Source organism: Streptococcus mitis (assembly GCF_946190275.1).
GTDB lineage: Bacteria > Bacillota > Bacilli > Lactobacillales > Streptococcaceae > Streptococcus > Streptococcus mitis_DC.
In genome coordinates this window covers 85731-100131 of record NZ_CAMHZQ010000003.1, presented here as the reverse complement: position 1 = coordinate 100131, position 14401 = coordinate 85731, and the positions used below count along the sequence as shown (strand labels likewise).

Annotated in this window: 19 protein-coding genes; 5 read left to right on the top strand and 14 right to left on the bottom strand. The window is 39.6% G+C overall.

Going from position 1 to position 14401, the window contains the following annotated elements; translation table 11 throughout:
- Positions 1–2: 2 nt before the first annotated feature.
- A complete protein-coding gene (locus tag N8M20_RS02875; protein WP_261079047.1) occupies positions 3–794 on the top strand; it encodes a DUF2785 domain-containing protein in 792 nt (263 codons plus the stop codon).
- A 107-nt stretch (positions 795–901) separates the two neighbouring features.
- Here the strand turns inward: N8M20_RS02875 and N8M20_RS02870 are convergent, their stop codons facing one another.
- The gene (locus tag N8M20_RS02870) at positions 902–1666 is read right to left on the bottom strand and encodes a (S)-acetoin forming diacetyl reductase (protein ID WP_000048147.1); all 765 of its coding nucleotides are present in this window, start codon (positions 1664–1666) and stop codon (positions 902–904) included.
- A gap of 256 nt (positions 1667–1922) precedes the next feature.
- Here N8M20_RS02870 and N8M20_RS02865 point away from each other — a divergent pair, with 256 nt between their 5' ends.
- Positions 1923–2591, top strand: a complete 669-nt coding sequence (locus tag N8M20_RS02865; protein ID WP_261079007.1) for an MIP/aquaporin family protein — start codon at positions 1923–1925, stop codon at positions 2589–2591.
- Between the two features lie 216 nt (positions 2592–2807).
- Here the strand turns inward: N8M20_RS02865 and queF are convergent, their stop codons facing one another.
- The 7 genes from queF to N8M20_RS02830 form a co-directional block, all read right to left on the bottom strand.
- Positions 2808–3299, bottom strand: a complete 492-nt coding sequence (queF, locus tag N8M20_RS02860; protein ID WP_261079006.1) for a preQ(1) synthase — start codon at positions 3297–3299, stop codon at positions 2808–2810.
- Between the two features lie 18 nt (positions 3300–3317).
- The gene (gene queE, locus N8M20_RS02855; protein WP_261079005.1) at positions 3318–4034 is read right to left on the bottom strand and encodes a 7-carboxy-7-deazaguanine synthase QueE; all 717 of its coding nucleotides are present in this window, start codon (positions 4032–4034) and stop codon (positions 3318–3320) included.
- The gene (queD, locus tag N8M20_RS02850; RefSeq protein WP_000464575.1) at positions 4027–4470 is read right to left on the bottom strand and encodes a 6-carboxytetrahydropterin synthase QueD; all 444 of its coding nucleotides are present in this window, start codon (positions 4468–4470) and stop codon (positions 4027–4029) included. The genes queE and queD overlap by 8 nt, the downstream gene beginning before the upstream one ends.
- Positions 4470–5123 carry a 7-cyano-7-deazaguanine synthase QueC gene (queC, locus tag N8M20_RS02845; protein ID WP_247952679.1) on the bottom strand — a complete coding sequence of 218 codons (654 nt, stop codon included), beginning with the start codon at positions 5121–5123 and terminating at the stop codon, positions 4470–4472. Before queC ends, queD begins: the two co-directional genes overlap by 1 nt.
- Positions 5124–5324: 201 nt before the next feature.
- Positions 5325–5639, bottom strand: a complete 315-nt coding sequence (trxA, locus tag N8M20_RS02840) for a thioredoxin (RefSeq protein WP_001029581.1) — start codon at positions 5637–5639, stop codon at positions 5325–5327.
- 15 nt (positions 5640–5654) lie between these two features.
- Positions 5655–5876: a DUF4649 family protein gene (locus N8M20_RS02835; RefSeq protein ID WP_261079004.1), complete on the bottom strand. Its 222-nt coding sequence runs from the start codon at positions 5874–5876 to the stop codon at positions 5655–5657.
- Positions 5877–5975: 99 nt separating this feature from the next.
- Positions 5976–6356 carry a MarR family winged helix-turn-helix transcriptional regulator gene (locus N8M20_RS02830; protein ID WP_261079003.1) on the bottom strand — a complete coding sequence of 127 codons (381 nt, stop codon included), beginning with the start codon at positions 6354–6356 and terminating at the stop codon, positions 5976–5978.
- 282 nt (positions 6357–6638) lie between these two features.
- Between N8M20_RS02830 and N8M20_RS02825 the strand changes: the two genes are divergently transcribed.
- Both N8M20_RS02825 and N8M20_RS02820 read left to right on the top strand, forming a co-directional pair.
- Positions 6639–7013 (top strand): CidA/LrgA family protein, encoded by a 375-nt coding sequence (locus tag N8M20_RS02825; RefSeq protein WP_261079002.1) that lies wholly within the window; start codon positions 6639–6641, stop codon positions 7011–7013.
- Entirely contained in the window at positions 7010–7705 is a 696-nt protein-coding gene (locus tag N8M20_RS02820) for an LrgB family protein (RefSeq protein WP_001288952.1), read from the top strand. The genes N8M20_RS02825 and N8M20_RS02820 overlap by 4 nt, the downstream gene beginning before the upstream one ends.
- Positions 7706–7909: 204 nt before the next feature.
- Here N8M20_RS02820 and gggC read toward each other — a convergent pair whose 3' ends face one another.
- From gggC to N8M20_RS02805, 3 genes are all read right to left on the bottom strand, one after another.
- Positions 7910–9457, bottom strand: a complete 1548-nt coding sequence (gene gggC / locus N8M20_RS02815) for a streptosactin export ABC transporter GggC (protein WP_261079001.1) — start codon at positions 9455–9457, stop codon at positions 7910–7912.
- Positions 9458–9739: 282 nt separating this feature from the next.
- The gene (locus N8M20_RS02810) at positions 9740–10822 is read right to left on the bottom strand and encodes an N-acetylmuramoyl-L-alanine amidase family protein (protein ID WP_261078999.1); all 1083 of its coding nucleotides are present in this window, start codon (positions 10820–10822) and stop codon (positions 9740–9742) included.
- Between the two features lie 12 nt (positions 10823–10834).
- The gene (locus N8M20_RS02805; RefSeq protein WP_261078997.1) at positions 10835–11077 is read right to left on the bottom strand and encodes a hypothetical protein; all 243 of its coding nucleotides are present in this window, start codon (positions 11075–11077) and stop codon (positions 10835–10837) included.
- Between the two features lie 437 nt (positions 11078–11514).
- On the opposite strand from N8M20_RS02805, the gene N8M20_RS02800 reads away from it, so the two are divergent.
- Complete coding sequence (locus N8M20_RS02800) at positions 11515–12378, top strand: helix-turn-helix domain-containing protein (protein ID WP_261078996.1); 864 nt, start codon at positions 11515–11517, stop codon at positions 12376–12378.
- Between the two features lie 80 nt (positions 12379–12458).
- On the opposite strand, the gene N8M20_RS02795 is transcribed toward N8M20_RS02800, so the two are convergent.
- The 3 genes from N8M20_RS02795 to N8M20_RS02785 are packed head-to-tail and all read right to left on the bottom strand — an operon-like array spanning position 12459 to position 14307.
- Positions 12459–13226: a hypothetical protein gene (locus tag N8M20_RS02795; RefSeq protein ID WP_261044987.1), complete on the bottom strand. Its 768-nt coding sequence runs from the start codon at positions 13224–13226 to the stop codon at positions 12459–12461.
- A 15-nt stretch (positions 13227–13241) separates the two neighbouring features.
- Positions 13242–13937: an ABC transporter ATP-binding protein gene (locus N8M20_RS02790; protein ID WP_000054197.1), complete on the bottom strand. Its 696-nt coding sequence runs from the start codon at positions 13935–13937 to the stop codon at positions 13242–13244.
- 4 nt (positions 13938–13941) lie between these two features.
- Complete coding sequence (locus N8M20_RS02785) at positions 13942–14307, bottom strand: GntR family transcriptional regulator (RefSeq protein ID WP_261078995.1); 366 nt, start codon at positions 14305–14307, stop codon at positions 13942–13944.
- Positions 14308–14401: the final 94 nt, after the last annotated feature.

Below are 14401 nucleotides of genomic sequence, written 5' to 3'. Positions count from 1 at the left end.
CCATGTATCAAAAGTTACTTAGAAAAATAGCAGAAGAAAAACCAAGTTATCATGATGAAGAAATCCAGTGGTTGCTTGACCATTTGGGAGATCCTTCTCCAGAAATTCGCGATGACCTTGTTTTTACAAGCTTTGCTAGGGGGATTCAGGAAGAGTTGTTTTCACAGGAACAATTTCATTTCATTGCTGAGGAAATTTTATCTGATGGAGGGCTAGATAAAGAGATTGATAAGGTAGGTCTGTCAACCCTTGAACGTTCTTTTAGGGCACTTGTTTATGCAAATCTCTTGTCGGCGGATGCCAACCAGCAATCGGTTTTTTATCAGGGATTAAAAGCAGAAATTCGCAATGTCCTTTTAAATCAAGGCTTGTACTATCTTTTAAAAGAAAAGGATACAACGGGTTTTTCAAGTCAGTATGGTTGGGTTCACTCTTTTGCACATGGAGCCGATTTACTGACAGAGGTAGTTTGTCATCCAGACTTTCCTAAAAACAGGGTTCATGAAGTATTTGACATACTTGGTCAACTATTTAAAAGAATTTCGATTCGTTTTACAGATGATGAGGATTGGCGTTTAGCGAGAGTGATCTATGAACCTATTTTACAAGGGAAGTTGGAGCAAGAGAAAGTAGCTTCTTGGATAAAAACTGTTGATTTTCCGATAGAAGAAAGGGAGGATTTTTACAAATTTTCCAACTTTAAGTCCTGTCTGTTGGAAGTCTATGTCCAACTTGACCAGAGAAATAGTTTACAAGATGACTTGAAAGAAGCTATCCAGTCTTTTCAATACTAGGGATAAGCTAATATTGCCTATTGAGAGAGTTTCTATTGTATCCTCCTAACTAATAATGAAAACTAATAAAAGAGGTTGAATCATTTTCCAACCTCTTTTCCTATATCTTAATGGAATTGCATACCACCATCTACGATAATGGTTTGTCCTGTAATGTAGTTTGAATCTGGTCCTGCAAGGAAGCTGACGGCAGCAGCTACATCTTCTGGTTCAGATAGACGTTTTAGAGTAATATCTTTTGCAAATGTCTGCATACCCCACTCGTCATCTTTTCCTGCATTTTTACCAACTTCATGAGCGATGTCGTACATCATTGGTGTTTTCACAATACCTGGTGCGTAGGCGTTAACAGTGATGCCTGAGTCTGCTAGATCACGTGCTAATGTTTGCGTAATTCCTCGAACAGCAAATTTTGTTCCACCATAAACAGTTAGATTTGGGTTACCGACTACACCGGCTTGAGAGGTTGCGTTGATAATTTTACCTCCGTGGCCAAGTGCTTTAAATTGCGCTTGTGCAGCTTGTGAACCCCAAATGACACCACCAACGTTGATACCGAAAGTGCGTGTAAATTGTTCCTCAGTAATTGTATCAAGAGGAGTAGTTGGAGCAACACCAGCGTTATTTACGACAACATTTAAATCACCAAAATGGTCAACAACCTTTTGAAATGCTTGTGCAACTTCGGCCTGTTTCGAAACATCGGCCACGACAGCAAAGGCATTTTCAGCTGATAATTCGGCAACAGCCTTTTCAGCTGTTTCGGGATTGTAGTCTAAGACTCCTACCTTAAAGCCATCTTGAACCAATCGTTTTGCGATTGCAAAACCGATTCCTTGACCTGCACCTGTGACAATAGCAACTTTAGACATATGATTCCTCCTTGGTATTCACGATACCATTCAAACGTTCATAAAAGAACAGCAAAGGTTTACAAATAAGCTTCGATAATGGGTTTTGTAAACCCTATCAAAACTACGCTATTAGTATACACCTTTGAAAAAAATGTTTCAAATAAACACTACCGTCTTTATAGAATTTTATCCCGAAAATTTCCAAACAATTTTCTTGAAACCCTTTCCTACTTTTGATAGACTGGTATTTAGTTTTTAAAAAAGGAGAAAGAAAATGAAAAAATTTGTCGCTGAGTTAATCGGTACTTTCATGCTTGTGTTCGTCGGAACAGGAGCTGTTGTTTTTGGAAATGGTCTTGATGGCCTAGGTCACCTTGGAATCGCCTTTGCCTTTGGTTTAGCCATCGTGGTTGCAGCCTACTCAATCGGAACTATTTCAGGTGCTCACTTGAACCCAGCGGTTTCGATTGCTATGTTTGTTAACAAACGTTTGTCATCAAAAGACCTTGTCAACTACATCCTTGGGCAAGTAGTTGGAGCTTTCCTTGCGTCAGCTGCGGTATTCTTCCTCTTGGCGAACTCAGGGATGTCAACTGCTAGTCTTGGTGAAAATGCTTTGGCAAACGGTGTCACTATCTTTGGTGGATTCTTGTTTGAAGTCATCGCAACCTTCTTGTTTGTTTTGGTTATCATGACTGTTACTTCAGAAAGTAAAGGAAATGGCGCGATTGCTGGTTTGGTAATCGGTTTGTCATTGATGGCTATGATTCTTGTTGGATTGAACATTACTGGGCTTTCAGTAAATCCAGCTCGTAGCTTGGCACCAGCTGTTTTGCTAGGTGGCGCAGCCCTTCAACAAGTTTGGATTTTCATCCTTGCGCCAATCGTTGGTGGAGTTCTTGCAGCCCTCGTTGCGAAAAACTTCCTTGGAACAGAAGAATAATTGAAACTCAAAAAGCCTTGCTCCTCATCTCGAGGAACAGGGCTTTTTCGTATGATACTCTTCGAAAATCTCTTCAAACCACGTCAGTTTTATCTGCAACCTCAAAACAGTGTTTTGAGCTGACTTCGTCAGTCTTATCTACAACTTCAAAGCAGTGCTTTGAGCAACTTGCGGCTAGCTTTCTAGTTTGCTTTTTGATTTTCATTGAGTATGAGTTTAACGGTTGTCAATTTTCTCTGGATAAAGGTCGTGTTGGAAGAGGCGTTGTTCTGCCAAGCCTTCATACTTAGTTCCAGGTTTACCATAGTTGAAGTAAGGGTCGATTGAAATGCCGCCGCGCGGAGTGAATTTTCCCCAGACCTCTAAATAGCGAGGATCTAGCAAGTTGACCAAGTCTTTCCCGATGGTGTTGATACAGTTTTCGTGGAAATCTCCGTGGTTTCGGTAGCTAAAGAGGTATAGTTTGAGGGATTTTGACTCAACACAGAGCTTGTCAGGGATGTAGGAAATATAGATAGTTGCAAAGTCTGGCTGAGCAGTGATTGGACACAGTGAGGTAAATTCAGGACAGTTAAATTTGATAAAATAGTCATTTTCCACATGACGATTGTCAAAGGATTCGAGGACTTCGGGTTGATAGTCAAAAATGTAGTTGATTTCTTTGTTGCCTAGTAGGCTTAGGTTTTTCATTTCTTCTTGTTGTGACATGATTTTTTCTTTCTAATCTTAAACACCACGTTGATTATCGTAGAGGAGGGTATGCAGTTGAGGAAGGACGCGGACATTGCCCCAACTATCGTCAGCAGCGATGCGTTCCCAGAGTTCTTTGAGACGGTCCAGTTGGTCTTGGACAATATTTCCTGTAGCCTTGGGCTCAGGATTTCCTGCTGATAAGAAGAGAACATCAGGTTGGTAGCGTTCTTGAATCCCTTTTGCAAATGCCAAATCTGCGTCATCAAAGACAGGGATTTTAAAGGTGACCTTGTCTGGGTCCAGTTGGGAAACGATAAAATCCAAGGTCTCAAAGTTGACTTCCATTTTGGATGAAGGAGGTTTGGGGCTGAGAGTGACCTGGTCGATGTCTTTTAACCAATTTTGCCAGCGAGAGCCTTGAGTCTCAACAGCCAGAGTGACACCGCGTTCCTTGAGCTTAGTGACCAGTTGAGCCATGTTGGCTGCTAGGATAGCGGGATTTCCGCCAGACAAGGTAACGTAGTCGTAGCTCCCCAATTTATCCAAGGCAGCAATGACCTCGTCAGCAGTCATGCGAGTAGGTTTTTCAGAGCCATCCCAAGTAAAGGCAGAGTCGCACCAGTCGCAGTGGTAGTCGCAACCAGCAGTGCGGACAAACATGGTTTTCTGCCCAATAGCACGACCTTCACCTTGAAAGGTAGGGCCAAAAATTTCCAGAACTGGTAGTTTGAGGACACGTTCCCTAGTCATCTAACCACTCCCGTCTAAATTCCGCAAAGGCAGTCGGAGTCTCATAGAGACGAACATATTCCAAACGGAGACCGCGCTCGTCGGGCAACTCTTGACTCATGGTTTGAAAAATCCAGTAAACCATATTTTCAGCAGTCGTGTTCATATAAGGCAGGGTTTCATTGAGATAGCGATGATCCAAGTGAGGCTCTAAGTAGTTCTTGTAGATCGCTTTGATGTCTCCGAAATCGTAGGTCATGCCCCGTTCATCTAAAAATCCACTGACAGCAATCTGCAGATGATAAGTGTGGCCGTGCAGGGATTTGCATTTCCCTTCATAGTGAAAGAGGTGGTGAGCAGCATCGAAGGTAAATTCTTTTGATACCAAGGTTCTGTGAGGATTGTAGACCAGAGATTCCCCAGTTTCCTGTTTGATTTCTTTGGGTGCAAAAAACATTAGTCCTCTCCTTTCTGTGAGAGATAAACATCTAGACCATGCTGACGTAGGTGGCAGGCTGGGCAATCCCCACAGCCGCTTCCGATAATCCCATTGTAGCAGGTCAAGGTCTTTTCGCGAACGTAGTCAAAGGCACCGAGTTGGTCGGCTAATTCCCAAGTTTCAGCCTTGTCCAGCCACATGAGAGGCGTTTGGATAACAAAGTCGTAATCCATAGCAAGGTTGAGGGTGACATTAAGAGATTTGACAAAGACATCTCGACAATCGGGGTAGCCAGAGAAGTCTGTTTCGCAGACACCTGTCACGATATCTTTAATGCCTCGTTGTTTTGCAAGAACTGCCGCAAAGGACAGAAAGAGGTGGTTGCGACCGTCAACAAAAGTATTGGGAACCTCTCCCTCTTTTTGCTCAATCTCCATATCAGAGGTCAGGGCATTTTCAGTGATTTGACCCAGTAGAGACATATCTAGGATGTGATGACGAATGCCTTGTTCCTTAGCGATTTCTTGGGCAACTTGAATTTCGAGATGATGACGTTGACCGTAGGCAAAGGTGACAGCTTCGACTGTTTCATAGTGTTCTTTAGCCCAAAAGAGGCAGGTTGTAGAATCTTGACCGCCACTAAAGACGACCAAGGCTGATTGACGTTTCATAGTACTCCTTCCAAAATGCGAAATGTTCAGAGCACGCAAAAAGCTCCCATGAGGGAGCTAAAAAATACCAAGTAGAGGTTTTTTTTAGCGATGGCATGTCCCAAACATCGTAATATTCTACCTACAGTCTAGCATATTTTTTGAAAAATGGCAAAGGGAAGGAAAAAAGAGACCAAATAAAGCACTTGGTCTCTCGTTTGATTAGCTCAATTCAGCAACGATGGCCTTGATTTGTTCTGCTGTGTGAACACCAGCAACTTGTTTGACTACTTGACCGTCTTTTTTGAAGAGAAGAGTTGGGATAGACATGATTCCAAAAGCACGAGCTGTATTTGGATTTTCATCAACGTCCATTTTAACGATTTTCAAGACATCTTCTGAAAGTTCTTCAGACAATTTGTCCAAGATTGGACCTTGCATACGACATGGACCACACCAAGTTGCCCAGAAGTCTACCAAGACCAAACCGTCTTTTGTTTCTTGTTCGAATGTTGCATCTGTAATTGCTTTTGCCATTGTATTTCTCCTTTTTTAGTTATATTGGCTTAAATCTTGTTTCATGAGATAGAAGAAGACATCTCCGTAAGTCCCATGGTAGTCCAAATCATGACCGTTGTAAGTTAATTTTTGGACAGGGTAGTAGTCTGCGACGCCGATAAGGCAAGCTTGTTGTGAACGATCAAAATCTTCATAAGACTCGAAAGTCACAGTTTTTTCGTTCTTGCTGGCATCTAGATAGGTAATTTCAATCATTTTAAAAACTCCTTTGTTTAATGATGACTTTATTTTACTCCTTGTAAAAGAGAATGTCAAGAAAAATGATTGCGCACGCAACTTTTTTCTAAAATCATCTTAAATCAAGAAATCCAAACCAGTTTCCAAGCTTTCTTCGACAGCCTTTTGTAGCGAGGCTAGTGTCTTTTGCCCATCATTTGTCAGGCAGATAAAGCTAGAGCGCCTATCTTGATCGCAACACCTGCGACTGAGTAGACCGCAATTTTTAGCTTCCAAGCGAGCCACCATCCGAGAAACAGCGCTCGGACTCAGATGAAGTTTATCTGGCAGGTCAATCTGGCGTAGAGACTTTTCTTGAGCCAAGTCCAGATAGTAGAGCAGGTAAAACTCTTTCAAGGTCAGACTTTGTTCGCTCTGCTGGGCAATGGTCTCTTCCAAGAGACCTTCAATTTCTTTTTGCCGACGATTGAAGTCAAACCATTTTTCCAAATAGGTCATAGTATCTCCTTTCTTTTTAGAGTCATAAATAGAAGAAAGTCCATCCACGGACAGTTTCTACATCACAAGATGATTGCGCATGCAATAATTATACTACTTTTCAAGAAGGCTGGCAAGAAGGACGCTAAAATCTTTTATCCTATATCACGCCTGTTTTCACTAGTCTGTAATTGCCTGTATCCCCTTTCTTCTCAAACTTTCATCAACTCTTGTGTATTTCCTTGAAATTTTCTGAAAAAAGAGTAAACTGGTATGCAAGAAGTCTATTTCGTGGAGTTTAGGATGAAATTATATGTTCAATTAATGATTCTCTTTGTGATTTCTCTAATCGGAGAGGGGATTTCCAGTTTCTTTCATTTGCCCGTCCCAGGCAGTATTATCGGTTTGATTATTCTCTTTCTAGCCCTACAATTCAAGTGGCTGAGAACCAGACATGTCAACATGGTTGGGAATTTCTTGCTAGCCAATATGACCATTCTCTTTTTGCCACCAGCAGTGGGAATTATGGAAAAGTTTGATGTGATTGCTCCCTATCTTTTGCCTATCGTTTTGATTGTTTTTTTTGCGGCTGTTATCAATATTATCCTTATTGCCTTGGTGGTTCAGTTCATCAAGCGACGGTTTGAGGGAGATTATGAGAAAGGAGATGCCAAATGAGTGAATTTGTTTCCAATCCCCTGTTTGGGCTAGCCCTGTCTATCTTAGCTTATTTAGTGGGAATGCTGATTTATAGACGTTTTCCCCATCCTTTGACAACGCCCTTGCTTTTGTCAGCTGTTTTCATTATTATCTTTCTAAAGGTGACGGGGATTTCTTACCAAGATTACTACCAAGGTGGGGTTTATCTGAATAATTTGATTGTCCCATCGACCGTGGCTCTAGGTATTCCGCTTTATAAGAGTTTTCACTTGATGAAGCACCATGCTCGCAGTATTCTCTTTGGTAGTTTGTTAGCTGTAGTGGTCAATACCTCTTTCACAGCCCTTGTGGCTAAAATCTTTGGCATGGACTTTTTCCTAGCCATTTCTCTCTTTCCCAAGTCAGTGACAACCGCCATGGCAGTGGGAATCACAGAAAAATTGCAGGGCTTGACGACTGTGACCTTGGTTGTCGTAGTGGCAACTGGGATTTTAACCAGTGTGATTGGCCCAACCCTTTTGAAATGGTTGAAAATTGACGACCCAGTAGCAGTCGGACTTTCTCTCGGAGGAACAGGTCACGCGGTCGGAACAGGAACTGCCTTTCGATACGGCTCTGTAGCAGGAGCCATGGGTGGCTTGGCTATCGGTGTTACCGGTATTCTCTATGTCTTTGTAAGCCCCATTGTAGCCAGTTTGATATTGAGTTAATACTCTTCGAAAATTAAATTCAAACCGCGTCAACGTCGCCTTGCCGTAGGTATGGTTACTGACTTCGTCAGTTCTATTTACAACCTCAAAGCAGTGCTTTGAGCAACCTGCGACTAGTTGCCTAGTTTGCTCTTTGATTTTCATTGAGTATAAAAAGCAAGGAATTTGAGTTCCTTGCTTTTTTTAATCGTATGTTATAGAGTACTACTTTTCTTTGCTTAAGTGAATGACTTGGTCATAGTGTTTTAAGTCTTCTTCCGTGTAGTGGTGAATGATTTCAATGACTGTTTGAGGTAGGGAGAAGAGCAAGTCGCTAATTTTTCTGCTATTTTCCAAGTCAAGATTGGCCTTAATCTCATCTGCTAAGATAAGCTGGCTATCGTGGTAGAGGGTACGAGCGATTTCGAGGCGTTGTTTCTCGCCACCAGATAGACTGTCATTGCTAAGGATTCGATTTTTCAAATGTTCTAATCCTGTTTTTTTGAGGATATGATTTAAAGTCTCTTTATTTTTATCCAGTCCTAGAAGGATATTGTCGTCCAGAGATAGCGTGTCAAAGTAATGGCTATCTTGGAGGATATAGGAACTAAAGCTTGTGATTTCTTTACGTGACAGGTTTTGACCAGCAAAGCTAATCTGTCCACTTGTCGGTGTCTCTTCTCCATGAATGATATTGAGTAGGGTTGTTTTACCAGAGCCACTTTCCCCGATAATGGCGATTTTTTCTCCTTGCTTGATGTGCATGGAAATCGGAGACAGGAGGATATTCCCATCTTTTTCTAGGGAGATGGTGTTAAGCTGGATAGGGAAAATATTTTTTATGCTTCTAGGCGAGATGAAGTCAGACTGGTTCAAAAGTTTTTGGTATTTATTGAGAAGAGTTCGATTCGCTTTTCGGGTGTTGGTAAAGTAAGCCAACTCTTGGAATTGATAGCCAATATTGTGGGAAACCAGATAGATGGCCACAAAACTCGCCGCATCTAAATAATTATAGTAGGTCATAAAGCCACCGATGACGATTGGTGTGACGGAGCAAAAGGCATCGATGCTATTGATAAAGAGACTGTTTAAAGTGCGTTGTTTTTCATAGTTGATTTCGGCATCTAGACTGGTTTGTAATTGCTTTTGGTAGCGAGTAAAAAAGAAGTCTTGTCCCTGATAATGGCGAATTTGTTGGCTGCCACCAATAAAATTTGTCAAGCTTGATAAGTAGCTCTGGTTAATAGTTGACCGCTTTTCAGAAAGTGAATCCAATCGCTTTGATCCGATAGCACTGCAGAGTACAGGAAAGGAGTAGAAGAGGATGAAAATCAAGCCCAGGTAAAAATTGGTCCATAGGGCATAGAGAATGGACACAGTTGTGAAGCCAAGAGAAGAAATGATGATGACCGTTGGTTCGATATAGCTTTCTTCTAGTTGCTTGACGTCGTTTTCTAGGTCAGACAAAATATCCTTTTCATCAATCTCATAACTGTTTAAAAATCGCTTGAAAATAGCACTCTTGATTCCATATTTGAAGTCAGTAATTAAACGGGCATAGTAATAGCGTTTCCCAGCCAAACCTAGTAAGAGGATAAGATTACCAAGGATTCCTAGAATTAATACTTTCCAAAGAAGGCCTAGTTCTTGATTGGTAAAACTAGCAACAATATTCTGAACAAGGGCTGGCGTGATAATTGCTTCCAGCCAAGTAATGGCAATAGAAAAGAAGTAAAGTACAAGGTGCTTCTTAGTAACAAATCTTCTCAGCATAAAGAGTTGCCCTCCTTATCGATATACATGTAATTAGTTTTAAAGTCATTATACTCCTTTTTATTAAATACTTCATATAAAAATGTAAACTTTTGGGGGATATACAATTAAATGAAAATATCGTAATGACACAGATTGAAACAAAAAGCGAACAAAACAAAATTCGTTGTTTCGATTCGCTTTTTGTATTATTATTATTATCTAGATTTTTCTTGTAGCTCTGATAACATTTAGTCTGAGCAGGTACACTAATAGCTGATGGAATAAAATGTGTACTTTAGATTATTTCCAAGCGCCACTGGCATCTACATAGTAGCCATCTGGTGTGTAGGTATTGTGAAGCATCTTACCTGATGAAGCAAGGTAATACCAAGATCCGCTATCTTTTACCCAGCCTGTTGCCATAGCACCTGAGTTGTTTAGATAATACCAAGATCCACTATCTTTGATCCAACCTGTCGCCATAGCACCTGAATCTTTTAGGTAATACCAAGAGTGATTATCATATAGCCAATCGCTAGCAATCATAGCTCCTGATGATTTAAAGGCATACCAGTTGCCACCTTGATAGAGCCAAGTTTGATTGAACATGACTCCTTTATCATTCATAAAGTACCAAGTTCCCTTGTCCTTAACCCAAGCATTTTTAACTAATTGCCCTTGTTTTTGATAGTACCAGCTTTCACTGTAATTCTTTTTTAGCCAACTTTCTGCTTTTAGAATCGGATAAAGTATTTTGAAGGCTCCTCCCCCTCTGTAGGAATGACTGATAACTCCTGGTTTTTGAAGTTTCAATTCTACATAGTCGTCTTCCCAAGCAAATACTTTTTGACCATTGAGAGTCTCTGGTAAGGTAGCAGTGTAGGTCTTAGTTTGATAGTCCCATTTTGCATCAAGGTAGGTGTGTTGATCATTTGATTCGTCAATACGGAAGTAACCACTCTTTCCACCGTCATGATATACATCATCTACTACTTTAGTGGACCAGGTCTTTACTTCATTTCCGCTCTTGGCTTCTACCTTGATATCTCCTCTATAGCCATAAGGAACATAGAAATTCAGGTAACGCCCCTCTGTACCGACCATAGACTTGTCCTTTTCTTGACCTAGGAAATTGACTGTCTGATCTTGACCATTGAGACTAACCGTCCACTCGATTTTCTCAGTTTTTGGCAAATCCAATACTTTGATATCTACTTCATTGCCATTATTAAATCGGAGAATTTTGCCATCTTGATACCAAACATCACCCTTAATAACCCACTCTTCTTCAAGCTCGAAGGCCTTTCCTGAATGAGGGAAAACCAGTAAGGCTAGACCAGCTAAAGACAAACCAAATAATGTGATTTTTTTTGATACTTTCATTTTCTTAACTCCTTATTTTTGAAATAAAACAAATTGACTGTTTTCTGGATAAATTGATACATGTTGCTCTTCGTGAATTTTTGATGCATCTTCAAGTACTAGAGGATAAGAGTATTGATACAGTTCCTCTAAAGTGATTTTTCCGTTAGTATTGGTGTCTGCCATAGGCGAAATAATTTTATTTTGAAGTGGATCCCAACCTGTAAATACCGTTTTATCGCTACTAATAGATATCGTACAGTTTTTTTTCTCCATGACAAGTAGAGGTGGTTCACATCGTTTTTGATAGAAGATTTGAAAAGCTCTTGCATATTTGCAATAATCTCAGCTTTTGTTTTATCAGGGAAATGAACAACTTCGCTAAAGTTTTAGTTACTAAAAACCTTTTACATAGTATTAACATCTTCAATAGGTACTGCTCTCGTTGATGTTTCACCTGTTTTATACCACCAACGACCTTTTGATTGAATCCAACTGCCATTAGAGTGACTATAAGCCTTGGGAGAAATAGATTCTTGAGCAGAAACTGGATATTTACTGGTAGTGTTGTCACTAGGCTCAGTGAAGCAACCGATGATAAGAAAAATTTTTCATAATCATATTGTCCTTTCTGTTTTATTTTTGTATAATCATAATCATATCACAAATAAAAAAACAGGTTTTATTTTTTGCAGAAATGGAAGAGGAATACTATGGAAAATTTTGGAGCAGTTTTAAAGGATATTCGTATTTCAAAAAATTTTCGTCTTAAAGATTTGGCTTGTGATAAGATTAGTGAGTCAACTATTTCTCGTTTCGAAAATGGGATTACAAAATTATCTATTGATCATTTTTACATGTTGTTAAATCGCCTGGGGATATCATTTTCGGAATTTGAAGAATTAGTTCATTGCTATTATTCTAAAAAAGAATGCTTTTTTGAAGAATTAGAACATGCTGTAAACTCTTCAGATATCATTTTGTTACAAGAACTAATAAAGAAAATAGAACTAAAACAAAAGCAGGAAAAAAGTTTATGCAATTGTCACATAAAATCGATTGCTGAACAACAGATTAATCGCCTTGCAAACCTTCCTTACAATACTTCTAAATGTAATGAGCTAATCAAGTATTTGCTTTCTGTAGATAATTGGATGGAGTATGAACTGAAAATTTTCTATAATTCGGTGTTTTTTATGAACACTAAAACCATAAGCTTACTATATAGAGCGGTAATCAAGAAAACACGACATTTTTTAAAAACAGATATGGGAACGCATAGAGTAATTCCTTTATATTTATTTAATTTAGAATTATTATTAAAAAATAATTTGTTAGATAGCGCTCAATTTTTTATAGATGATTTAGAAAATTTACTGACCAGACAAGGATATTATTTTGAAAAGACTTATTTGCTTTTTTTAAAAGGTATTTATCTCATAAAAACGAATCAAGTAGAGTTAGGCAAAAAAGAATGTTCCAAAGCTATGAGAATATGTAAGGAATATAATGATAGTGTCACAATAGAGAAATTAAACAGGACCTTTAAATCAGATTTAAAAGGATTTGTTTTTTAAATAAAGTTAGACAGAAAATGAGATAAAATCAAAAAGGATAGTCTCTCTGTGATGAGATGTTATCCTTTTTGATTTTAAAATTATTGCAAATTAACCTTGTTTCTCAAAATATAGTAGGTTCCGAGGTAAAAGATAGCTATGAATATGAGTTCTTCAACAATGGCTATACCTGCTCCCATATAGAAATGGTCATTAAGTCCTACAAGTGAATTGACATAGAAATTAGAACTAAGATTGAAGGAAAGTTCAATAAATCCAATGACGATTTGGATACCAATGTAGGCTGCAACAGCGAGTGCTGTACGGTATTCATTGAAAAGCTGTCCAATGGAAATAGCCAGGTAGATGCAGAGGATTCCTGAAATGGTATTTAGTAGGAAGGATATACCTGTAAGAAAGATCTGAGGGAGATGTGTTTCTACAAATGTAATCACATAAGAAAGAGGAATCCATTCTGGAACCGTTATGGCCACAATAATAACAGCGCTTAGAGCTAGGACAGCAGTGCTAATCAACGACCAGATAAAGGCACCGATTAGTTTGGCTGTGATGATATGGTGTTCGGATACTGGAAGGGTCAAAGTCAGATAGCCTTGGCGGTCATAGACACTTCCTTTGAAGCGTTTGATAATCAAGAAAAGAGTTGAAATCCCCAGTGTAATTATCAAGCCGCCAAAGACGAGAGCTAGAAAGATAAATAGGAAAGGTTTGCTATCTTTGAAAGATATATAATTATAGTAGTGGCCTTGCATTCCTATGAGGATAGAAAGGACTAGCACGGCTGCGTAGAGGGCTAAATACCACTTGTTAACATTTTTAAATTCGTAGCGAACTAAATTCCAAAACATAATAATCTCCTTTGCTTAGGCCTTAAATTCCTGACGGAAGAGTTGGTCAATGGATTCACCTGACTCATAGCGAATATCATCTACATTTCCTTGACGGACGACTTTTCCGTCTTTGAGGAAGACAATTTCATCCAAGATTGGCTCGATATCAGAAATCAAGTGGGTAGAAATCAAAACGGTAGAAGTTGGTGAGTAGTTATTGATAATGGTATTGAGGATATACTCACGGGCTGCTGGATCCACTCCACCAATGGGTTCGTCCAGAACGTAGAGACGAGCATCACGGCTCATAACCAAAATCAGTTGTACCTTTTCCTTATTCCCTTTTGATAATTTCTTGAGACGACTATTTTCATCAATGCCGAGGTCTGCAAGCAGATGATGGGCGCGTTCAAGATTGAAATCTTTATAGAAGGTCTTGAAGTAGGTTAGGGCTTCTTTGACCTTCATTTGTTCATTGAGATAGGTCGTATCTGGCAAATAAGCTACGATGGCCTTGGTTGCTGGACTTGGGTCCATGTCGTTGATGAGGACACGTCCTTGATCTGGTTGTAAGAGGCCATTGATTAGTTTAATCAGGGTTGTTTTTCCTGAGCCGTTTGGCCCAAGGAGACCAACAATTTTTCCAGCTGGGATGTCAAGGGAAACATTTTCAAGAGCTGGGGTTGCTCCATAAGATTTGGATACATTTTCAAATGCTAGTAATGACATAGGCTTAAACTCCTTTAATATAATCGCCGACTACGCCTGGTAGTTCTTCTTTTTCATAGCCAAAATGGGTCATGGAGGAAACGAAGTGTTCCAATTCTTCTTCTGATAATTGTTTGCGCGATTGGGCGATCAGCTCCTTATCTTCAGTCACAAATCGTCCAGTTGTGCGCTTGCTGTAGACAAATCCTTCTCGTTCAAGGTCTGATAAGGCTCTTTGGATGGTGTTGGGATTGACACCCGCCTCGCTAGCCAGCTCTCGCACGGTTGGAAGTTGTTGATTGGGTTCCAGTGTATGGGAAACAATCTGAAGCTTGATTTTCTCCATAATATGTAAATAGATGGGTTTTTTGTTGTCAAATGTCCAGGACATCTTGGTCTCCTTTCTTTTATCCTTTTGTCTTAATTAAATAGTACAACAAAACAAAAAACTTGTCAAGCAAAAAGAAGAATTGTTTTGGGAATCG